Below are 21,856 nucleotides of genomic sequence, written 5' to 3' on the forward strand. Positions count from 1 at the left end.
AGTTCTCTCAGCTTTGGATGAGGCGCGGCGGTCGATTGCCGCGCTGGACAAGACATTTCTTTGCAGTGAACTACGTATTATCATCATAATCTTTATTGCAATTAAGCACCATCCATCGCCCGCATATTGCTTGCCTTTTTATCTAAACCGATGTTCGCCGTCCACACTTTCAGGCCGGCGCCTCCGCACCATCCGCCTCGAGCAGCGCGCACAGCTGGCGGTACTGGTGCTGCTCCAGCATGGCTTGCAAGGGCGCCATCAGCGGCTGTGCGGCCGGCGGCAAGGCGGCCAGCAGCGATGCCACGCGGGCCAGGTTCAACTCGCGCAGCGCCACCAGCAAGGCAGCCCGCTCACCCTGCGCCAGCGGCGCCAGGTCGTGCAGCTGCAGCGCTGGCCGCGCGCCTGCCGGCGCCGGCACGGATACGGGCAAAGGAACAGACGCCTGCGGCGGCAGGCGCGCCGCCTGCACGGGGATGGTGAAACGGAAGGTGGCGCCCTGCCCCGGCATCGACTCCACCGTCAGTTCGCCGCCCATCAGCTGCACGAATTCGCGCGAAATGGCCAGGCCCAGGCCCGTGCCATCCTTCGGCCCCGCGCTGTCGGCCTGCACGAACGGTTCAAAGATGCGCTGCTGGTCATCCATGGCGATGCCGATGCCCGTATCGCTGACGGCAAAGCTCAGGCGCCAGTCATCGCCGCCCAGCCGCTCGCCGCGCACGCGCAGGGTCACGCAGCCGCTGCCCGCGAACTTGACGGCGTTCGACATCAGGTTGAGCAGCACCTGGCGCAGGCGGGTGGCATCGAGCAGCGCGGCCGGCGGCGCGGCCACGCAATCGAGGCGCAGCAGCAGGCCCTGCTGCTCGGCGCGCATGCCCAGCATGTCCATCACCTCCTGCAGCAGCGGCGCCAGCGCCACCACGGCCGTCTGCGGCTGCAGCCGTCCCGCCTCGCCTTTCGACAGTTCGAGGATTTCATTGATCAAGGTCAGCAGATGATTGCCCGAGCGGTGGATGATGGCCAGGTTGCGCTTTTCATCGGCCTGCATGTTCGGCGAGGCGGCCATCAGGCGCGAAAAGCCGATCACGGAATTCAAGGGCGTGCGCAGTTCGTGGCTCATGTTGGCCAGGAAGACGCTCTTGGCGCGGTTCGCCGCCTGCGCCTGGCTGACGGCCACCGACAGCGCGCCCGTGCGCTCGGCCACCAGTTCTTCCAGATGATGGCGGTGGCGCAGCAGCTCCAGTTCCGCCTCGCGGTGCGCCGTGATGTCGTAGTTCGAGCCGACCAGGCGCAGGGGCAGGCCGGCGCCATCGCGGAAAATCACGGCATCGGCCTTGATGTAGCGGATGCTGCCATCGGGCCACAGGATGCGGTACTCGTGCGCGAACGCGTTCCCCGCACGCAGCGCGGCGCGGATGGCCTCCTTGGTCGCCGGCACGTCTTCCGGCACCAGCGCCGCGCGCCACAGCGCCGCCGGCGGCACGCCGCAATCCGGCTCGGCCTTGAACTGCGCGTACAGCTGCTCATCCCACTGCAGTTCGCCGCTGCTGACGTTCCAGTCCCAGATGCCGATGCTGGCCGCGCCCGTGGCCATCTGCACGCGCTCCTCGCTGCGCTGCAAGGCGCGGTAGCGGCTGTCGAGCAGCGCCACCATGTCGCGGATGGAGCGGTACAGGGTGCGCAATTCGCCCAGGAACCAGGCCTTCGGCGGCGTGGCAAACGCTTCGCTCTGCCCCGCCTTCACGCCCGCCGCATACTGGCCGATGGCCTTCAAGGGCTTGAGCATCAGCCACCACATCACCAGCCAGATGCTGGCCACCAGGATCACGTCGAGCGCCACGATCATGGCGCCGATGGCCAGCGCGCGCTGGCGCAGCTGCGCGTTCAGCAGGTCCGGCGTGGCGTACACGGTGACGCTGCCGATGACTTGCCCGCCCATCGTCACGGCGCGCCGCTCGGCCAGCCAGCCCGGTTCGCCCGGTTGCGAGGACAGCGTATCGAGCGTCCCGGCGGCGTTGCGGCGCAGGGCCAGCGCCTCCTTGCCGATGCCGGGCGTCAGCGCGCTGGCCACCAGGTCGCGCTTGCCCAGCGTGCTGCGCATGATGGCCAGCATCTGCCGTTCATCGAGGTTCCACAGCGGCAGTTCGATGGCCACGGCCAGCTGGTCTGCGCTGACGGCCAGGCTGCGGTACAGCTGCTGCCAGCGCTGCTCGCGCTCGGACTGGTAAAACAGCACGGCAAACACCAGCAGCAGCGCGGTGACGACAAAGGTCAGCGCCACGCTGACGGCCAGCACGATGGAGACACCGCCCAGGCGGGTGTCCTTGGGGGCGGAAAAAGTCATGCGTCCGCGCCTTGCGTTTCGCCGGCCAGCTGTGCCAGCAAGGCGCACAGCGGCTGGTACTGGTGCAGCTCCAGCATGCCGGTGATATGCGCGGCCAGCTGCGGCGCGCTGGTCGCCACGCCCGCCAGGACGATGGCGCTGCGACGCACATCGAGGGCCCGCACCGATTCGAGCAAGGCCTGGCGTTCGGCGGCGCCCAGCTGGCCCAGCGCCTGTTGCAGGTCGAAGGCCTGGACCGGTTCTCCCTGCCCGCCAGGCTCCCCGGTGGTGCGCTGGAAGCGCAGTCCCAGCTGCTGCTCCAGCATGGCAAACAGGTGTTCCTGTTCGATGGGCTTGCGCAGGAAACCGTCGGCGCCGGCGGCCAGCGCCTCCTGCTTTTCTTCCTCGAAGGCGGAAGCCGTCATGATCACCAGGCGCGGCTGCGCCAGCGCCGTCTGCGCGCGCAGCCAGTGCGTCAGCGCCAGGCCGTCGATGTCCGGCATGCGCCAGTCGCTGAGCACCATGTCGTAGCGCTGTGCCGCCAGCATGGCCTGCGCCTGCGCGCCGCCCGCCGCTTCCTGCAGCACGAAGCCCAGGGGCGCCAGCAGGCCGGCCAGCAGCTTGCGGCAATTCTCGTCATCATCGACCAGCAGCACCGTGCGGCCGCGCTGGGCCGGTGGCAGGCGCGCCACCCTTCCGGGCGCCAGGGCCGGCGCGGCGGGCCGCAGCACCAGCGGCGCGCGCACGGCGAAACGGAACACGGCGCCTTCTCCCAGTGCCGACTCGACGCACAGGTCGCCGCCCATCAGGCGCACGAATTCGCGCGAAATCGTCAGCCCCAGGCCCGTGCCCGCCTGCGCCACCGCGCTGTCGGCCTGCACGAACGGTTCAAAGATGCGTTCCAGGTCCTGTTCGGCGATGCCGCTGCCCGTATCGCGCACGGAAAAGACCAGCGCCATCTGGCCATCGTCCTGCGCCTCGCAGTGCAGGGCCAGGGTCACGCTGCCGTGCTCAATGAACTTGAGCGCGTTCGACAGCAGATTCAACAGCACCTGGCGCAGCTTGGCGCCGTCGAGGCGCACCAGCGGCGGCACGTTCGTGCGCTCCAGCCGCAGCGTGATGCCCTGCTCGCGCGAACGCATGCGCACCATCTCGAGCACTTCGTCGAGCAGGCCGTTCAAGTCCACCGGCCCGGCCTGCAATTGCATGCGGCCGGCCTCGATCTTCGACAGCTCCAGGATGTCGTTGATCAAGGTGAGCAAATGGTGGCCGGCGCGGTTGATGATGGCCAGGTTATGTTTTTCTTCCTCGAACATGCTGCTCGAGTCGGCCATCATCTGCGAAAAGCCGATCACGGAATTCAGGGGCGTGCGCAATTCATGGCTCATGTTGGCCAGGAAAACGCTTTTCGCGCGGTTGGCCGATTCGGCCTCCGTGACGGCAACGGACAGGGCCGCCGTGCGCTGCTGCACCAGCTCTTCCAGATGGTCACGATAACCGAGCAGTTCCTGTTCGCTGTGCTTGCGTTCGGAAATATCGACGATGCCGCTGCGCACCAGGCGCCGCCCTTCCATGGGCAAGCGGACCAGCCGCACTTCGCAGGGAAAGACGCTGCCATCGGCGCGCCGCACATTGCGCTCGACCAGCACGGGCTCGCCCAGCATGGCGCGGCGCAAATGCTCTTCCACCATCAAGCCCAGCGGCAAGGCATCGGGCTGCTCGGCGCTGTACAGGTCGAACGGTCCCTTCGCCAGCAATTGTTCGCGCGACAAGCCCAGCATGCGCTGCGCGCTGCTGTTGGCATCGACGAAACGGTCCAGGTCCAGGTCATACACGACGATGGCTTCGGGCGCGTGCTCGACCAGGACGCGGAAACGCTGCTCGCTTTCGCGCGCCTCGCTCTCGGCGCGGCGCAAGCGCCGCCGCTGCAGCAGCAAGGCGCTCAGCAGGACCGCCATCACGACAAAGACGGCGCCCACCGACAGCACGGCGACGCGGTGCTCATGCCACAGCTGCGGCGGACGGTTGACAAAGACGGTGTGCGGCGGCAGGCGGCTGATGTCGGCATCCCAGCGCTGCAACTGGTCCCAGTCATACATGGGCACGGGCGGCACGGGCGGCAGCAGGGCGCCGCGCGCGGCAGGCGCCTTGCCCGCCAGCACGCCCAGCGACATCTGCGCCACCTGCCGCGCGGCGTGTTCGATATGCAAAATGGAGCCGCCGAGGATACCCTGGCCCATGCTGGCGTTGTACATGCCGAAGGCCGGCACGTTCGCCAGGCGCGCCAGCTGCCCGGAAAATTGCACGGGCGTGGCGATAGTGCCGGCCACGTCGCGATTGACATTGCCCACCACCAACAAGGTATCCGCCGGCAAGTGCGACACGGTGGCGCGCATCTGCGCCAGGGTCAGGTTATCCAGATACCGCATCGCCACCTTGCCCTGCCAGGCCAGCGCCGCGTGCTGCATATTGCGCTTCAAGGCCTGGTCGGCCTCGCTGGCACCCACGGCCATGACGATGGTTTTGGTCTCGGGAAACAGCGCCATGGCCTGCGCCAGGGTGCCGGGAAAATCCACGTTCGCCTTCTGCTGCCAGATGACGCCGGTGCTGCCCGGAGGCAAAGGCTTGCCGGATGTATTAATCGCCAGCACGGGCACGCCGCGCGCCAGCGGCGCCAGCTCCGTCAGCAGATAATCAAGCGCCGGCTGCTGCATGGCAACGATCAGGTCGGCCTTGCGCCCCATCATGTATGTGTATCTTAAAAGCAACAAATCACGCATCTCGCCGCGCAGCGCGGGGTCGCCCTGGGTGTTCAGGTTCAGGTGCTCGACCATGATGTCTTCGCTGGCCAGGCCTGCGGCCACCATGGCGGCCACGTAGGTGCGCGTGTACGATTCGACGCCGGCGCGGCCGTAATCATAGGCATTGAGGAAGAGGACGCGCTGGCCATGCAAGGGCGCGGCGGTGCTTCTGGTGCTGCTGCTGGCGTTGGTGTTTGTACTGGCTATGCTGGCTGTGCTGCTGGCGGAAGCCGCCAAAACGGCCGGGGCCGCGGCAGCACATAGCGTCAACAGCAATGCGCGGCAGCAACGGCGCACCGCTGCCCTGCCCATCCCGCTACCAGGCCGCCAGCCGCCCGGCACATCACGCATCATTCGCCATGCCCATGCTCACTTTCGCCTGTCACCATGTTTCACCATCGCGCTGACTGATCAGCCACCGACACTTACAAAAACATGATAACGTCAACTGCAGGGGCAAGTCTATTGCTTCGGGCAAAGTTTTCCAACCCAGTCAACAGAACTGGGCCCAATACTGGCATGAATGAAATGCAGGCTGCGGCTATTCGGCGGCACTGCTGATGCCGAACAATTCCAGCTTCAATCCTTTTATTCCAGATGGTACATAAATTGCGATTGCCTGAGCCTTGATCATCGCATCATAAATGCTGCCCTTGTTCTCGATCGAAAAATAGTAGGTATTGGGCCGCACCGGTACCTCCGCTGGCACCTGCGCCATATGACGCAGTTCTGCCCCCGGCAATGCCCGCGCCAGCAGCAATTCGATATTATCCGGCGACGAAATTTTGAATTGCAGCGGTACCGTTGCCACCAATTCCAGCGCCGGCATATCTGCATTCACTGCCAGGCAAAGCTCCGTTTGGCGGTCGATACGCTTGGCGTCAAGCGGGCCATAATAGTGGGTGTTTTTCTGCACGTCGTTGGACAGTGGAATCGAGAAGTAACGTGACAGCAAGACAGTATCGATCAGATCACGGATGATGTAATCGAGCTTGCCAAAACCCGGGGCGGCATCTTCGTGCCGGTACATCGGCAGGTCGCCCAGCGTGTATTTTCTGGAAAATGTCATCAGCCCGCCGGCCAGAGCCATCATTTTCTCAAACAGATATACGGGATGGTGGCGCCGGTAACTGGCGCAATGACTTAGCGCGGCACTGGCCGTGCTCAATGTGTTGAGCATCCAGAACGACGAGGCATCGCCACCATGAAATTCCACCGTATTTTTACCGGGCTGACGGTGACGGCTATATAGCGCTTCAATTTTCGCACCCATGCGTTCGATCAGCGCGTCGAGCATTTTTTGCAGCGCGGGTTCTGCGCTGGTCGTCAGGCAAGGTGGAATGAAGGAGGTGTCGATATCAAAGCTTCCATTACCGCCACGGTGCAAGCGTACGAGTGGAATGGCAAGGTAGTCATGCAGCGGATCCAGTTGCGACAGCAGATAGACGCGCTTCTTCAGATAGGCCACGTCTATGCTGACCGCCTCGCTATACAAATCCGGCGTTTCGATATCCGCCTGAGCATACCGCGCGCCCGCGGAACTGACATTTCCGCCATGCGCCTGCATGGCTGGCAGCGCGGCATAAAAAGTAAAACTGTGTTCGTCCGGCGGCAATTGGGACAGGTCTATGGCACTCGGCAAGGCATCGCTGAGCGGAGCTTCACAAATCTCTCCATCCTGAAATACCAGTGACATGGTATCGGCACGCAAGCTATTGTTGGCAAGCGCATCCCTATTCCAGGTGACGGCATGCACGCCCCACAAATGTGGATTAATCAGGGAAACCAGCCGTTGCAAGCGCGCCTCGTGATAGCGGTCCAGTTGCTGGAATTGCTGCGGGCCGATGGCCAGACCCTCCGACCAAAGTAATTTTGCTGGCAAAGTCATTGCGCTCTCCATGGTGACCATTGGAATCTTCCTGCCTTGCCAGTCTGATGTTGCCAGCTTGAAAGCCCTTGATCTTGCGCAGCAACGCGGTTCAATTATTTGCGCAAACGCAATTTACTTCCGCACAAACACTCGGATACTGGCCATTCCGCAGAAAAATACCCAGGAGATTCCCATGTCCCCACACGACGCGCCGGTAATGCGCAACGCCACGCTGTGTGACTGGGCAAAATAGAGATGGACGATTTACTGCCCTATTTCGAGCGCGAGCTGGTCATGCTGCGGCGCCATTGCAGGGAGTTCTCCGAACGCTATCCGCGCATTGCCGGCAAACTGCAAATGTCTGGCGAGTCCTGCGAAGACCCGCACGTGGAGCACTTGATCGAATCGGTTGCCATGCTGGCAGCACGTATCTCGAAAAGGCTCGATGACGACTATCCGCAATTTACTGAAGCGTTGCTGGAAGCGCTATTTCCTCATTATCTGCGCCCTTTTCCATCATGCGCCATTGTCCAGCTGTCCGCACCGGCGCCTGATGCAGGGCTGCTACACCTGCCCGCCGGCAGCGAAATGGACTCGGTTCCCGTGCACGGTGTGCGCTGTCGCTTCAAGACAGTCTACGAAGTAAGCACGGGTGCATCGGTGCTGGAAAATGCGACTTTCGATGCCATGATCAAGGCACCGCCAGGCGTGCGCCTGCCGGCGTCGGTTAGCTCCTCGCTCAACATCAGTATCTGCCATCTCGACGCGGCGCCTGCGACGCTGCGCATTTTCATCGACGGTGAACCGTCCTTTTCCGCTGTTCTGCGCGATGCCTTGTTCACGCGCACAGCCTGCGCTTTTGTTTCAACCGACGCAGGAGCATGGTTCGCCTTGCCCAGCATCCCCGTGGCGCCAGTTGGCTTCGCCGATGCGGAAGCATTGATACCTTTCGGCGCACGTTCACAGCCGGCCTACCGCCTCCTCGGCGAGTATTTCGCGTATCCGGAAAAATTCAATTTCTTTGATATCGCCGTTACCGAAATGAGCCGCGCCCTGCCGCTCGGCTGCCAGCGCGTCACCCTGCATCTATGCATGGCGGGTTTACGGCCCGACTCCGATAGCGCACGCATGCTGGCCAGCCTGTGCGGCGACAACTTGCGGCTGGGCTGCAGCCCGGCGGTCAATCTATTTCGCCAGGAAGGCGTCCCGATCGCCGTCACGCGGCAGAAAACCGACTACTCCGTGCTGGCCCACGCCACCCACGCACATGGCTATGAAGTATTCAGCGTGGATGCGGTGCACATGCTGCGTCAACGGGGAGGCGAAAGCACCCTCACCGAATTTCGGCCGCCGTACAGCCTGCGCCATGGCGAGGGCGCTGCACAACAAGGCCATTACTGGGTCATGCGCCACGATGCGGCGCTTGCCATCAACAGTCCAGGCCATGAAAAAAGAATGACATTGGTTGACGGCGACTTCAATCCATTGATCAATGAAAAGGCCAGCTTGTCGCTGTCGCTGACATGCAGCAACCGGGATCTCCCGCTTGCGCTCAAATACGGCCAGCCGCAAGGAGACTTGCAGCCATGCGGCGGCGGGCCGCCACTGCAACTTCTGCGGCGTCCGAGCCAGCCAAGGCGCCTCTCGCCAGGCGCGGGCCTGCACTGGCGTTTGATTTCGCACCTGGCGCTGAACCACCATTCGCTGATCCAGGAAGGCTTGCCAGCGCTGCGAGAAATGCTGACGCTGTATGACCTGTCGCAATCAGCGACGTCGCAGCGCCAGATCAGCGGCATCGTCGCGCTGGCGCACTTGCCGACGACGACGTGGCTGCGGCACAAGCGCGGCACCTCCTTGGCACATGGCGTGGAAGTCCGTATCACACTCGACGAGGAAGCGTTCATCGGCAGCGGCATGCATCTGTTTGTCCAGGTCATTGACCACTTCCTTGGACTCTACGTACAAATCAACAGTTTTATTGAGCTGGTGGTGCTGTCCATGCAAAGCGGAGAGGAGCTGATCCGATGCAAACCAAGAAGTGGACTGCAGAATCTGGTGTAGTCCGACACTTGCTGGCCGAACCGTACCGCTATCAATTCGTGCAGGCGATACGTATTCTGCTGTGCTGCTTACGTCAGCAGAATGTCCCGCATCGGCAAGCGTTCAGCCAAGTGCTGCGCTTCACGAACAGCTTGTCCCTGCGTTTTCCGGCCAGTGAAATCGAACGGCTGTCGCTTGAAGAAAGCGGGCAAATCACCATGGTGCCGACGTTCATGAGCTTTCTAGGCGTCAGCGGCACTTTGCCTCTGCACCACTCCGAGCGCATCAATGCGTATCGTTTGTCAACGAAAGACGCCGGAGTATCGGCCTTCCTTGACATTTTTTCGCACCGCATGGTGTCGCTATTTTGCCAGGCGTGGGAAAAATATCGCACCGAATCGTCGTTCGAGACCCATGGAAAAGACCAGCAATTACCGTTACTGATGGCACTCGCAGGCGTGCAAGCCCATGCCCTGCCTTCAAACAGCGAGCCGGGTGCCGTGATGCCGGATGTCGCAGGATGGTACGCGGGCCTGCTGCGCTGTCGCCCCGTTTGCGCGCAAGCGGTCGGCCGTGTGCTGGCCGAGTATTTCGATGTCCCGGTCACATTGGAACAATTTGTCGGCGGCTGGAACCATCTCGAAAAGAACCGGCGCAGCCTGCTAGGCAGCAGCAACTTCACCCTGGCGCGCGGCGCCACCCTTGGCGGGCGTCTATGGCGCCATGACAGGCGAGTATGCCTGCATATCGGTCCCCTGGATCCAGCCGGAATGCTGCGTTTCCTGCCACGCAGCACGGCTGCCGCTGCCCTGGCAAGAATGCTGACCTTGTTTGGCGTACCTGACCTCGAGTATGAAATTCGGCTGATATTGAGTCCACCCTGCATTACAGCCCTTGTCCTGCACGCCCAGCCAGAGCAGCGGCGGCGCCTGGGCTGGAGCACATTCTTGCATACCCCACGAAGCAAACCGCGCAGTGCAGAAGTACGCTATCTATTGCCACTGCCTTCAACACTCCATGCAGCGAAAGCGAGACAGCCATGAAACATCAGGGACGCGGTGTCATCCGGCTCGGCGACGCAACCGACCACGGCGGAAAAGTGAGCAGCGCATCGTCCGGCAGCACGATCATGGGAAAGGCCGCTGCGCTGGCCGATGACATGACCATCTGTCCCAAGTGCAAAGGCAGCTTCCCGATCACGCCTGACGGTGCGGGTGCAAGACACATGGGCAAACCGTACGCCTATGATGGTGACACCACCGCCTGCGGCGCCCGCTTGATTACATCGTTATAACGGAGGCAGGCCATGCACGCAAGCATTCAGGCGGCATTGTCCGTCTTCGACCTTGCCGCGCAAGAGCGGCGACTGCTGAGGATAGATTTCCCCCATGGCGACGGACCGGCCGGTGCCATCCTGCTGGTTAATTCCCTGACGGCCAGGGAAGAGCTATCACGCGACTTCCGCTGCGACGCCGAATTGCTGTCCGATGATGCGCATATTGGCCTCAAGTCCATGATGGGGCGCATGGTGACCATATCGATGGTGCGCGATGATGGAACACTGCGCCACTTCAACGGCTACGTAGGCGAATTTTCTCTGCTGCGCGCCGATGGTGGCTTTGCCTGGTACCGCGTGGTGCTGCAACCATGGCTGGCATTCGCACGCCTACGCCAGGACAACGTGTCCTTTCACGGTCAGAGCCTGATGCAGCTGACCGAAACGACCTTTGCACATTACGAGCAGCGCGACTGGAAAACATGTTTGCATGGCGACGATCCTCAACTCAGCTGTGCCAACCAGCACAACGAAACGGATTACAACCACCTGCACCGGCGCTGGGAAGCCCTTGGCTGGCACTACTGGTACGAGCACCGCGCCGATGGCCACACGCTATGGCTCGCAGACAACAGTACGCTGGCCGACATGCTCCAGACAGCGAATGGCGATGGCGCCATCCGTTTTCATTCCGAATCGGGGTCGAAGGAAGATGATGGTCTGAAACAGTGGCTAGCCGTGCGACGACTAGGCTCCGGACAACTGACCTTGGCCAGTTTTGATTATAAAAACCCTAGACCACATCTTGCCAGCGGCTACTCGCTGAATCGCCAGGGAGATGTATTTGCCCATGAACTGTATGAAAATACGGGCGCTTATGGCTACAAGAATGTCGATGACGGAGAATCTCTGGCACAGCGCCGCATGGAGGAAAGCGACCACCTGCGCCAGTATTTCGAGGCAGGTGGCAATCATCGTGGTGTGCAGCCAGGATTTTGCTTCCGGCTCGATGGGCACTTCAGTGCCGAGGAAAAACGCTACCAGCCAGGCCAGGAGCGCCCGGACAGTATCGCCGAACGCGAATATCTGATTATCTCGGTTGAGCATATTGCCAGCAATAACTACCAGGCGAGTTCAAGCGCGCCCTCGCACTATGCAAACAAGCTCGTTTGCGTGCGCAGGGATATCCGCTGGCGTCCCGGCCGCGGCTACAACAGCACGCCGTGTGTGGTTGCCGGCGTGCAGACGGCGCTGGTGGTCGGTCCAGCCGGGGAGGAAATCCATACCGATGCACTGGGGCGTGTCCGGCTGCAATTTCACTGGGACCGCCTGGGTGAATTTGACGAACGCAGTTCGCCATGGATACGCGTCATGATGCCGATGGCGGGCCAGCAACTGGGGCACATTGCGTTGCCGCGCGTGGGCCAGGAAGTCGTCGTGCAATTCCAGGACGGGAATATCGACCATCCTATCGTCATCGGCACGGTCTACAACAGCGCCAATCCGCCGCCATGGCAACTGCCGCAACAGCGCGCCCTGTCCGGCTTGCGCAGCCGTGAACTGGGCGCCCGTAGCGCCAACCACCTTGTACTCGACGATACCAAGGCATCGATCCAGGCACAGTTGCGCAGTGGCCATCAGGACAGCCGCCTATCACTAGGCAATATCACGCGTATCGACGACAACGCTGGCCGCAAGGAAGCACGCGGTGAAGGCTTTGAATTGTCCAGCAGCGCCTGGGGCGCCCTGCGCGCAGCCAAGGGCATGCTGATCACCACCGAAGCGCCGGCAGGCGGCGGCTCGGTCAAGCAACTCGACGAAACACATGCTCGATTGGCGCAAGCGCGGCAGCTGCAGCAAGGACTGTCTAGCATGGCGGTGGATGCCGGCGCGCAAGACAGCGCCAGCCAGCAGGGCGCGGTAGCGGAGGCCATGCAACGGCAAAATGCCGCCATCAAGGGTGCGGCCGGCGATTTCCCGGAATTGTCCGAGCCACATCTGCTGCTGGCCAGCCCTGCCGGTATCGAGCTGAGTACGGCCCAGTCGATTCACCTGGCCGCCAGCGACCATGTGGCACTGAGCAGCAGCAAGCATATATCACTCGCCAGCGGCGACAGCGTCTTTGCCAGCATCGCAAAAACCTTCAGCCTGTTCGTGCACAAGGCTGGCATGAAACTGATCGCGGCCAGCGGCAAGGTATCCATCCAGGCGCATAGCGACGAGGTGGAAATCCTCGCCCATAAAGTGCTGTCGCTGATCAGCGAGGCGGACTGGGTCAACATCAAGGGCAAGAAAGGCGTACGCCTGCACGGCGCCAACCACATGCTGGAAATCAGCGACAAGGTGCAATTTTTTACCTCATCACCTGTGCTATTCAACGGCAACCTGGAAACCCTGGCGCCGAAGAGTGTTTCGCAGGAATTTAATGAGCGGCCACACAGCAGTTTCGATCAGGAGGTCTTGCTAGTGAATGCCGACGATACGCCGGCCGTTGGCGTTGCTTTTGAACTCCTGCGCGATGACGGCAACATGGCTGGCAAAAGCGCGGAAGACGGTTCCACACTACTACAAAAATCCACTGGCATGGATAGTTACATCATTCGCTATAAGGGAGAACTGCCATGAGCAAATGTGATGACTTGAATAATCGAGGCAATCATCCCGCGAAGTTTAGTCAGGGCGTCGGCGGCTGGGCAGAACTCGCCGTTTCGATGACGGAAACAAAGGATACCGCGCGACATGACGTCACCCTACCGCCAGGCAAGGTAATTCCTGTCATTTTCTTGCCAGGCGTGATGGGTAGCAATCTAAGGATGAGCAAGGTTCGCCAAGAAGAATTGCGCCGTCCAGACAATCGGGCGTGGCGGCCAGACGATATGATGGGTGCGGGAGGCAAGACGGCTGTCCTCACAGGCAATGGCTTGGGTGGCTGGTTCAAAGATGCGTCGCCACGGCAGCGTCAATTGGTGTTTGATCCAAATGAAACCGAAGTCGAGTACTACCATTACACCGAAAGCAACAGTCGTTTTGATCCAGATGGCGCGGAGACCAAGGCTGCAGATGCACGGCATCAAAATGTGCCGGACAGCTTTACACCTATTCCTCCTTTAATGGGAAGCAACAGGATCGCGACAACAACACGCCCAAATCAAGGTAAGGCCTGCTCATATCAAAGCCCAGCACAAATAGCCCGTTGGCGAGGATGGAGTGAAGTGTTATTTGCTGGTGCGTACGGGACAATGTTGCAGACAGCCGAATTGCATCTCAATAACTTGATTTCCGACAGGAGGCCACATCCTGTCTGGCGTCAACCGAGTGGTCTTGGCGCACTGCTTTTGCAAGATCCCAAAAATTTTGGTGCATCTTCTGGCAAAGCCATTACCGTCAGCGATTTAAAGAAAATTTCTCCTTGTTGGTACCCGGTGCATGCGATGGGCTACAACTTTATCAAGAGCAATGGGGTATCCGCCGTCACTATTGCAGAGCGACTGCGCGGCCTGGTCAAAGGCTACCAGGAACGCGGATTCAAATGTAACGAAGTCATCATCGTCACGCATAGCATGGGGGGCTTGCTGGCCCGTGCATTGATACACCCCAGCTATGGGAAGATGCTTGATGATAAAGATGTGAAAATTCTGGGCATTTATCACAACGTGATGCCAACCATTGGTGCCGCAGGGGCATATAAACGCATGCGTTTTGGTTTTCAGGAAAGAGAAAGCTCCATAGCAGAAATAGAGGCCAGCATTCTGGGCATCGACGGTATACATGCTACCGCCATTCTGGCTAACGCACCAGCGCCACTGGAAATGTTGCCAGGTGCGGCATATGGCCAGAATTGGCTGAAAATTGTAGATGCGCAGGATAAAGTTTTATGGAGCTGGCCTCGTGATAAGGCAACTGCACTGGAAAGCATTTACCTTCAACCAGCCAATGCGTGGTGGAGGCTAATCAATCCTAAATGGGTAAATCCCGCAGACCTCACTTATGAAAAAGGTGGAGGTATAGAAAGAACAATGGAGAGAATAAAACACGCCTCAAAATTTCTGTCGTCCATAGAGAAAAATTTCCACCAAAACACTTATGCAAGCTATTGTGCTTCCCGAAATTTTTTAAGTTACGGCGATGTCGTATTTAAATTAATTGACGGTCTTCACAGCGGCTCTAACGATCCGTGGAATAAATTTGAGCCGCTACCTGAAAAATGGAAATTACTTGAAGATGATAGCAAGGGGCAACTCCTCGTCCAGGCCGGAGGAAAAAACTTAAAATTAAAGCTACAGCCAGCCAGTGCGCACGGTGATGGGACAGTACCATCAGACCGTTCTGCCCGGCACATTACGGGTACACTTTTCGTACATGGCGCGGCCGAAGAAAACGGTTATGAGCATCAAAACAGCTACGCCGATATAAATGTCATGGCATCTATGCTGTATTCCATCGTACAAATTGCCAAGACTGCAAAATGGGATTAACCCATGAATAATAAGATAAAGAAAACAATTTTTCTCACGATCACAGTTATTGCGATGGGATTCCTATCGGCCTACGCGAAAAAAAATTCAGTCAAGGAGATCATAGTGCCTGAAAATTTCAAACTCAGCAAACGTCTGGAAACACTATTTTTAAAAACAAAAATTGTATGCTTCGGGCGCTATGCCCTAGAGGTTCCGCAAGAAGCACAACTCATATCAGGAGGAACAACAATTCTTTCAGAAATTAAAACCATACCAGGCGGAGTGACAGAAAAAAACAAACGCATTGCAGAAGAAATTGAAAAAATAAAAAAAAATAGCCAAACCTCTGAAATTACATACAATGGAAAAGGTCCCATAGAAAATAGCTGGCAACTTCAATACTATGATGGAGAATTCTCCAAAGAAGATGGGCGTTTAATCTTCAAGACCTACGCCATAAAAGGAAACCATATATTCATTCTTGACGGATCAACACGAAAAGGTGAAACAATAGCAGACTCCATAGGGAATCAAATGGTCCGCACTAATAACTTACGCCTGCGCGATGAAAATGAAGTTCCCAAGGAACCTGGTTATTGCGTCAAAAATGGCTTTATGAGTGACAACAAATATGATAGCCAGGAAATGGCGGATGCCGGCCTGTATTTCCCCAGCTTGCCAGACGTTACTTTTTCCATTACATCGAATAAAAATGCCTACGGCGACTATCCTCCTGCTGAATATGAGGCAAAGGTACGTGGGGAATTATCATTACTTGCCCGCATCCAGCGGGCGAAAGACCAGCAAGGCAAGAACTATCCCCCTCGCACCTTACTGCGCGAAGGCAAGCGTGACGTGCAGCACTGGCATGGCGAGGAGTCGTTAATACGGCGTACCGATGGAGTGCATGACTTTGAATGGACACTGGTGGGTACGCCGCGCGATATCGCCTATCCAGCGGTATTGGAAGCATCCATGTACACCAAAGTCGCCCACAACATGGTCGGTGCCGCCGAAGCTGCATCGCTCACCGACGAAGAAGCGATTGCCTTGTGGGACAAGCTGCTCTCCGGCCTGAAGTTCCGCGTCAAAGTGCCCGGGGCGCCGCCCGGTTCCTACTATATCGATCCGGACAAGCCTGCACAGCAGTGAGCTGGAAAAACGCACCCGTCCTGGCGTGACGCAATCTGCTGCGCTAGCATGGCCTTTTTTCCCGGAAACCATCCCAACCATGCCCATCACCCTGCGCCCCGCCCTGCCCGCCGACATCGACTCCCTGTGGGCCTTGCGCACGGTGGCCGTGCGCGTCAGCTGCGCCACGCATTATGCGGCGGAGCAAATTACTGTGTGGACGGCGTCGCCCGTGCCGGACGCATATGCCGCCATGCTGGCTGCGGGTGGCGGCATCGTGGCGATGCAGGACGAGGCTATTGCCGGCTACGCCATGCTGGATGTAGATAAACATGAAATAGACGCAGTCTTTGTCGATCCAACTCACGCGGGACTCGGCATCGGCAAGCGCCTGCTGGCGGCGCTGGAGCAACTGGCGCGCAGGCGCGGCATTGCTCGCCTACACCTGTCCGCGTCGCTGAACGCCGTGCCGTTCTACCGGGCCGCCGGCTTTGTCGCCTTGCGCGAGGAAGCATATGCACACCCCAGCGGCATCAGCCTGGCCAGTGTGGCAATGGAAAAGGCGCTGGCGGCCGCCTGAACCTTCAGTCTTTGCTAGCGGCAGCTTCGGACTCGGCCAGGCATTGCAGCAGTGTCGCGATCAGGGCGCGCACTTCCTCATCACCAAGGTCCAGCGGGTAGCCCTACGCGCCGACGGCGATCAGGCAAATGGACGAGCCGTCGTACCAGGCATCCAGGCGCTCTTCTTGATTACTCATATTGTGCGGTTTCATCTCGCAGGTCGGCAAGCAGATCAGCAGGCGCCGCGACGCTGGCGCTGCATTGCGGCACGGGGAACACGGAAGCCAGCTGGCCATTGCGCGCCATGCCGGGCAGCCATTTGTTCAAAAAATCGTCGAGCGCGATGGCGCGCGGCTGGAAGTTCGCCCAGTCGCCGCTGGCGCACGCTTGCGCAAATGCGGCTTCCGGCCAGAATGGTATCGCCACCTTGCCATCGACCTGTGCCGTCGCCCAGCCATCGTGGTGCAAACCCCAGACTTCTTGCGTATCGGCGACCCTGCGCACGCAATAGTCGTAGCGCTGCTGCGCCGGCAACCGGGTCACCTGTCTGATTTTTTCAGGATGCACGGTTTTCCCCCAGCCCGTCCCATACGCGCAACTCCAGCCCGCACCAGCCCGTCACCATGTCGAGGGCGTCGAGCGCGGCCAGCAAATCAGTGTCGCTCTCGACAGTGACCTTTGCGGCATCAATCCGCCTCCCAGGCGATGGCATCCGGTCGCGCGCCGCCTGCCTTGAAAAACGCGACGAAGGCTTGCTCGCAGCCCGCCACATCCACGCACCACGCTTCCGGATATTCATCCACCTGGCCGTTGCTCAGCAGGTAGCTGCAGCCGCCCTGCGCCTCTTCGTCGCCCAGCGAATGGTAGCTGAGGTCGTCCTGCCCCGACAGATACATCAGCCAGGCATTGCCGCCATTGCGCAGCATGCACAAGGCCGGGCCTTGCTCCGCATCCTCGGCCATGGTCAGCCACAGCTCGCATTGCGCCAAGGCGCGCGCCTGCAGCAGCGACTGCTCCAGCGCGGGCACGCTATCGACCACACGTGGCTCGCCATGCAGATTCAGTTCCATCGTCATGCTTTTTCTCCGTTCAAGTCATCCATGGCCAGCGCCGTGCTCAGATACAGCTTGCCGCTGAGGTCGTGCAGCAGGCTGCTCTGGCGCAGCCGGTCCATCACGGGTCCTTTCACTTCGGCCAGGTTCAGGCTGATGCCACGCTTGGCCAGAGCGCTGTTCAGCTCAATCAAGCCCAGCAAGGCCGTGCTGTCGATCTGATTGACGGCCGACAAGACCAGCACCAGGTGGCGCGCCGTCGGATGACCGCGCAACTCGTCTTCCACGCGCTCCGTGACGGCTTCGACATTGCCGAAAAACAGGCCCGCATCGATGCGCAGCAACAAGACTTCCGGCAAGGTTTTCGCTTCATAGCGCTCCACGTTACGGAAGTGCTCACTGTTCGGGATGCGCCCCAGCACGGCGATGTGCGGGCGGCTGGCGCGCCAGATCAGGGTGCCCATCGACAACAGCACGCCAATCACCACGCCCGCTTCCACGCCCAGCAGCAGCACGCCGGCCGTCGTCGCCAGCAGGGCCAGCGCATCGCTGCGGTCGTAGCGCCACGACAGTTTCAAGGTATCCCAGTCCAGCAGGCTGGCCACGGCAAAGATGATGGTGGCGGCCAGCACGGGCAGCGGCAGCAGGGCCAGCCAGCCCGTGGGCGCCACCAGCGCCAGCGCCAGCAAGCCTGCCGTGATGATGCTGGCCAGGGGCGTATTCGCGCCCGCCTGGAAATTGACGGCCGAGCGGGAAATGGAACCCGTCACGGGAAAACCGCCCGACAGCGCGCTGGCCACGTTGGCCGCGCCCAGGCCCAGCAGTTCGCGGTTGGTGTGCAGTTTTTCACCGCGCTTTTGCGCCAGGGTCTGCGCGGCGGACATGCTCATCAAAAAGACGATGAAGGCGATCAGCAGTCCCGGCGACAGCAGGGTGCGCCAGTGGGCGCCGGAGGTGGCCAGGTTCAGGCCCGGCAAGCCGCTGGGCACGTGGCCCGTCGTCTGCACGCCCATGCTGTCCAGGCCGCAATATGTGACCAGGACGATGCCGGCAAGCACCAGCGCCATCGGCGCCAGGCGCGCGCCGACATCGGCGGCCACCTTGTTCAGGCCGCAGCGCTGCAGCAGGCGCGACAGATAGCGTTTCGCCAGCCACAGGAAAGCCAGGCTGGACAGTCCCAGCGCGAGGCTGGGCGTGTGCCAGTGGGGCCAGCTGGCGCCCAGCAGCGGCGTGATCTGCCCCCAGATGATCAGGATCGCGGCGCCATTGCTGAAACCGCTGATCACGGGACGCGACAGGAAACTGGCCATGAAACCCAGGCGCAGCACGCCGCACAGCAGCAAGACGATGCCGCTGATGAAGGCCAGCTGGGCGGCCAGTACGATATACAGGGAAGAGCCGGGGTCGGCCAGCGGCGCCAGGGCGGCGGCCGTCATCAGCGAGACGATGGCCATGGGACCCACCGATTGCGTCATGCTGCTGCCGAACACGGCGTACAGCACGGGCGGCAGGATGCTGGCGTAGATGCCGACCACGGGAGGCAAACCGGCCACCAGCGCGTAGGCCATGCCTTGCGGCACCATCATCATGGCGACAACGATACCGGCAGTAATGTCCCCGGCCAACAGAGGACGCCGGTATTGCCTGAGCCAGAGCAGCATGATGTCATCCCAAAATCTGAAAACCGAAGCCTATCATGCGACGCGGCCGGCTGACAGGGGCGATGTGTTCAGTCCTGCAGCAATTGCGCCTTCACGGCGCCCAAGATTTCCTGCGACAGGGCGTCGTCGTCGATGGAGCGGGCCAGCACCATGGCGCCCACCATGGCGGAAAACGTGGCGATGGCCTGCTGGCGCCGCTGTTCCGGCGTGGCATCGGCAGTAGCATCGGGCATCAACTCCTCGAGCATGGCAAACTGCTGCCGCGTGGCGTGCGTAAAGGCGGGGCGCGCGCCGGGCGACATGCGCGCCACGTCGACGCCCATGGCCGCGGCCGGGCAGCCGCCGCCGGGCTGGTCGCGGTGCCGCGTGGTCAAATAGCTGTCGACGATGGCGGGCAGCGCCTGCTGTGGATCGCGCGCGACCTTCGCGCGCCAGCCTTCCAGCGATTTCTCCAGCGCATGCTGGCACGCCTCGATCATCAAGTCTTCTTTCGAGGCAAAATGGCCATAGAAGCCGCCATGCGTGAGGCCCGCGCTCTTCATCAGGTCCGCCACGCCGATGCCGTCATAGCCCTTTTCGCGGAACAGCCTGGCCGCCGTTTCGACGATGCGCTCGCGGTTCAGCGCCGCCTGCTCTCTGCTCACTTTCATTTGGCCTCCCACAATAATGTCAACCATCATATAACTTTACGCCAGATTGTGCCACTCTGTTAGCAAGCGCACCGTATGGCGTCCGCGCCGCGCCGATACTGGCTTTTCGTTTCCAGGGAGGCCAGCATGAACGAAAACAAGGATCAATCCGCCGGCAACTTGCAGCGCAGCATCCAGCAGGAACAGGATCAGCGCGACGCCGCCAGGCCAGACAAACAGCAAAGCCAACAACCGGTGCAGACGGGCAACCGCAGCCAGCCCGGCACGCCCCTGCCCGCCCAGCACCTGGACAAGCCCGGCATCGAGGCGCAGATGCAGCTCAAACCCCGTTTCCTGGCACCCGACTATTGCGGCAGCGGCAAGCTGGCCGGCATGGTGGCCATCATCACGGGCGGCGATTCGGGCATCGGCCGCGCCGTGGCCGTGCTGTATGCGCGCGAAGGGGCCGATGTGGCCATCATTTATCTGAACGAACATGAAGATGCCAACGAAACCAAGCGCTACGTGGAAGCGGAAGGCCAGAGCTGCCTGTTGATTCCAGGCGACGTGCGCGAGCAGCGCTTTTGCCAGGAAGCCGTCAGCCAGGTGATGTCCAGGTTCAACCATATCGATGTGCTGGTGAACAATGCCGCCTTCCAGGAACATGCGGAATCCCTGCTCGACCTGAGCGAAGAGCGTTTCGACCTGACCATGAAAACCAATGTCTACGGCTATTTCCACATGGCCAAGGCCGTACTGCCGCATTTGCAGCGGGGCGCCTCCATCATCAACACGGGTTCCGTGACGGGCTTGCAAGGCTCGAAACATCTGCTCGACTATTCCACCACCAAGGGCGCCATCCACGCGTTCACCATGGCGCTGGCCGGCAACCTGCTGGAAAAAGGCATCCGCGTGAACGCCATCGCGCCCGGCCCCGTCTGGACGCCGCTCAACCCGGCAGACAAGTCGCCGGAAGAGATCGAAAAATTCGGCGCCGACACGGACATGCGCCGCCCGGCCCAGCCCGAGGAACTGTCGCCCGCCTACGTCTTCCTCGCCTCGCCAGCCTGTTCCAGCTACATCAGCGGCATCGTCCTGCCCATCACCGGCAGCGTGGGGGAATAAGCGATGGCGCGTGCATTGTGGAAAGGCGCCATCAGCTTCGGCCTCGTGCACATCCCAGTCGAGCTGATTTCAGCCAGTCTCGACCATGAACTGGATCTGTCCATGCTGGACCGGCGCGACTTCGCCCCCATCGGCTACAAGCGCTACAACAAGCAGACGGGCAAGGACGTCGAGTGGGACGACATCATCAAGGGCTATGAATACAAGACGGACGAATACGTGGTGCTGTCCGAGGAAGACTTGAAGCAGGCCAACGTCAAGGCAACGCAAACCATCGATATATTGGCCTTTGTCGATGCGGCGGAAGTGCCGCTGACTTTTTACGAGCACCCGTATTACCTGCTGCCCGCCAAGGGCGGCGAGAAAGTCTATGCGCTGCTGCGCGAAACCTTGCGCAAGGCGAATAAAGTGGGCATCGCCACTGTAGTCATGCGCACCAAGCAGCATTTATGCGCACTCGTCTGCATCGGTGACGCCATCGTGCTCAACACCTTGCGCTTTGCCGACGAGATCCGCGCCACGGACGACCTGGAGTTACCGGGCAGCACCCTGAAAGCGGCAGGCATCACGGACAAGGAACTCAAGATGGCGCTGTCCCTCGTGGAAGGCATGAGCGAAGCGTGGGCGCCGGAGCAATACCACGACAGCTACCGCGAAGACGTGCTGGCGCTGGTAAAAAAGAAAATCAAGGCGAAACAGACCAGGACGATTACCCCGCCGTCACCCGAACCGGAAGAGGAACGCGGCAGCAACGTGATCGACCTGGTGGCGCTGCTGCAGCAAAGCCTGGGCAAGAAAGCGCCCGCCAAGGCGCCCGCTGCCGCACCGCGCAAGAGCGCGTCCACGGCCAAGACCACGCGCAAGGCCACGCCAGCCACGCCGCGCAAGCCGCCGGCGCCGCGCCGCAAGGCGGCCTGACGCAAAATGGCCTGA

At 60.6% G+C, this 21,856-nt stretch carries 17 protein-coding genes; 10 read left to right on the plus strand and 7 right to left on the minus strand.

Annotation, left to right across the window (positions count from 1 at the left end; all coding sequences use genetic code 11):
• Nucleotides 1–169: 169 nt before the first annotated feature.
• Both ACQ4WR_RS18280 and ACQ4WR_RS18285 read right to left on the minus strand, forming a co-directional pair.
• Nucleotides 170–2,341 carry a sensor histidine kinase gene (locus ACQ4WR_RS18280; protein ID WP_436488998.1) on the minus strand — a complete coding sequence of 724 codons (2,172 nt, stop codon included), beginning with the start codon at nt 2,339–2,341 and terminating at the stop codon, nt 170–172.
• Nucleotides 2,338–5,274 carry an ATP-binding protein gene (locus tag ACQ4WR_RS18285; RefSeq protein WP_436489000.1) on the minus strand — a complete coding sequence of 979 codons (2,937 nt, stop codon included), beginning with the start codon at nt 5,272–5,274 and terminating at the stop codon, nt 2,338–2,340. The genes ACQ4WR_RS18280 and ACQ4WR_RS18285 overlap by 4 nt, the downstream gene beginning before the upstream one ends.
• A gap of 10 nt (nt 5,275–5,284) precedes the next feature.
• Here ACQ4WR_RS18285 and ACQ4WR_RS18290 point away from each other — a divergent pair, with 10 nt between their 5' ends.
• Nucleotides 5,285–5,560 carry a hypothetical protein gene (locus ACQ4WR_RS18290; RefSeq protein WP_436489001.1) on the plus strand — a complete coding sequence of 92 codons (276 nt, stop codon included), beginning with the start codon at nt 5,285–5,287 and terminating at the stop codon, nt 5,558–5,560.
• Between the two features lie 102 nt (nt 5,561–5,662).
• Here the strand turns inward: ACQ4WR_RS18290 and tssK are convergent, their stop codons facing one another.
• Entirely contained in the window at nt 5,663–7,009 is a 1,347-nt protein-coding gene (tssK, locus tag ACQ4WR_RS18295; RefSeq protein WP_436489003.1) for a type VI secretion system baseplate subunit TssK, read from the minus strand.
• A gap of 237 nt (nt 7,010–7,246) precedes the next feature.
• Here tssK and tssF point away from each other — a divergent pair, with 237 nt between their 5' ends.
• The 7 genes from tssF to ACQ4WR_RS18330 all read left to right on the plus strand — a co-directional run bounded on the left by tssF (nt 7,247) and on the right by ACQ4WR_RS18330 (nt 16,475).
• Complete coding sequence (tssF, locus tag ACQ4WR_RS18300) at nt 7,247–9,052, plus strand: type VI secretion system baseplate subunit TssF (protein WP_436489004.1); 1,806 nt, start codon at nt 7,247–7,249, stop codon at nt 9,050–9,052.
• Nucleotides 9,016–10,074, plus strand: a complete 1,059-nt coding sequence (tssG, locus tag ACQ4WR_RS18305) for a type VI secretion system baseplate subunit TssG (RefSeq protein WP_436489006.1) — start codon at nt 9,016–9,018, stop codon at nt 10,072–10,074. The genes tssF and tssG overlap by 37 nt, the downstream gene beginning before the upstream one ends.
• Nucleotides 10,071–10,325: a PAAR domain-containing protein gene (locus ACQ4WR_RS18310; RefSeq protein WP_102294276.1), complete on the plus strand. Its 255-nt coding sequence runs from the start codon at nt 10,071–10,073 to the stop codon at nt 10,323–10,325. Before tssG ends, ACQ4WR_RS18310 begins: the two co-directional genes overlap by 4 nt.
• Before the next feature lie 12 nt (nt 10,326–10,337).
• The gene (locus tag ACQ4WR_RS18315) at nt 10,338–12,932 is read left to right on the plus strand and encodes a type VI secretion system Vgr family protein (RefSeq protein ID WP_436489009.1); all 2,595 of its coding nucleotides are present in this window, start codon (nt 10,338–10,340) and stop codon (nt 12,930–12,932) included.
• Nucleotides 12,929–14,782 (plus strand): esterase/lipase family protein, encoded by a 1,854-nt coding sequence (locus ACQ4WR_RS18320; RefSeq protein ID WP_102294278.1) that lies wholly within the window; start codon nt 12,929–12,931, stop codon nt 14,780–14,782. The genes ACQ4WR_RS18315 and ACQ4WR_RS18320 overlap by 4 nt, the downstream gene beginning before the upstream one ends.
• A gap of 3 nt (nt 14,783–14,785) precedes the next feature.
• Complete coding sequence (locus ACQ4WR_RS18325; protein ID WP_258002935.1) at nt 14,786–15,916, plus strand: T6SS immunity protein Tli4 family protein; 1,131 nt, start codon at nt 14,786–14,788, stop codon at nt 15,914–15,916.
• A 79-nt stretch (nt 15,917–15,995) separates the two neighbouring features.
• Nucleotides 15,996–16,475 (plus strand): GNAT family N-acetyltransferase, encoded by a 480-nt coding sequence (locus tag ACQ4WR_RS18330; protein WP_102294279.1) that lies wholly within the window; start codon nt 15,996–15,998, stop codon nt 16,473–16,475.
• Between the two features lie 170 nt (nt 16,476–16,645).
• Here the strand turns inward: ACQ4WR_RS18330 and ACQ4WR_RS18335 are convergent, their stop codons facing one another.
• From ACQ4WR_RS18335 to ACQ4WR_RS18350, 4 genes are all read right to left on the minus strand, one after another.
• A complete protein-coding gene (locus ACQ4WR_RS18335) occupies nt 16,646–17,023 on the minus strand; it encodes a DUF2750 domain-containing protein (RefSeq protein WP_436489011.1) in 378 nt (125 codons plus the stop codon).
• 119 nt (nt 17,024–17,142) lie between these two features.
• A complete protein-coding gene (locus ACQ4WR_RS18340) occupies nt 17,143–17,532 on the minus strand; it encodes an Imm1 family immunity protein (RefSeq protein ID WP_436489013.1) in 390 nt (129 codons plus the stop codon).
• Nucleotides 17,529–19,169 (minus strand): SulP family inorganic anion transporter, encoded by a 1,641-nt coding sequence (locus tag ACQ4WR_RS18345; protein WP_436489015.1) that lies wholly within the window; start codon nt 19,167–19,169, stop codon nt 17,529–17,531. Before ACQ4WR_RS18345 ends, ACQ4WR_RS18340 begins: the two co-directional genes overlap by 4 nt.
• Before the next feature lie 68 nt (nt 19,170–19,237).
• A complete protein-coding gene (locus ACQ4WR_RS18350; protein ID WP_436489017.1) occupies nt 19,238–19,819 on the minus strand; it encodes a TetR/AcrR family transcriptional regulator in 582 nt (193 codons plus the stop codon).
• A gap of 126 nt (nt 19,820–19,945) precedes the next feature.
• On the opposite strand from ACQ4WR_RS18350, the gene ACQ4WR_RS18355 reads away from it, so the two are divergent.
• Together ACQ4WR_RS18355 and ku are read left to right on the plus strand one after the other, a co-directional pair.
• Entirely contained in the window at nt 19,946–20,923 is a 978-nt protein-coding gene (locus ACQ4WR_RS18355) for an SDR family oxidoreductase (protein WP_436489019.1), read from the plus strand.
• 3 nt (nt 20,924–20,926) lie between these two features.
• Nucleotides 20,927–21,841: a non-homologous end joining protein Ku gene (gene ku, locus ACQ4WR_RS18360; RefSeq protein WP_436489021.1), complete on the plus strand. Its 915-nt coding sequence runs from the start codon at nt 20,927–20,929 to the stop codon at nt 21,839–21,841.
• The last annotated feature ends 15 nt before the right edge of the window (nt 21,842–21,856 follow it).

Source organism: Janthinobacterium amylolyticum (genome assembly GCF_051380655.1).
Lineage (GTDB): Bacteria > Pseudomonadota > Gammaproteobacteria > Burkholderiales > Burkholderiaceae_D > Janthinobacterium.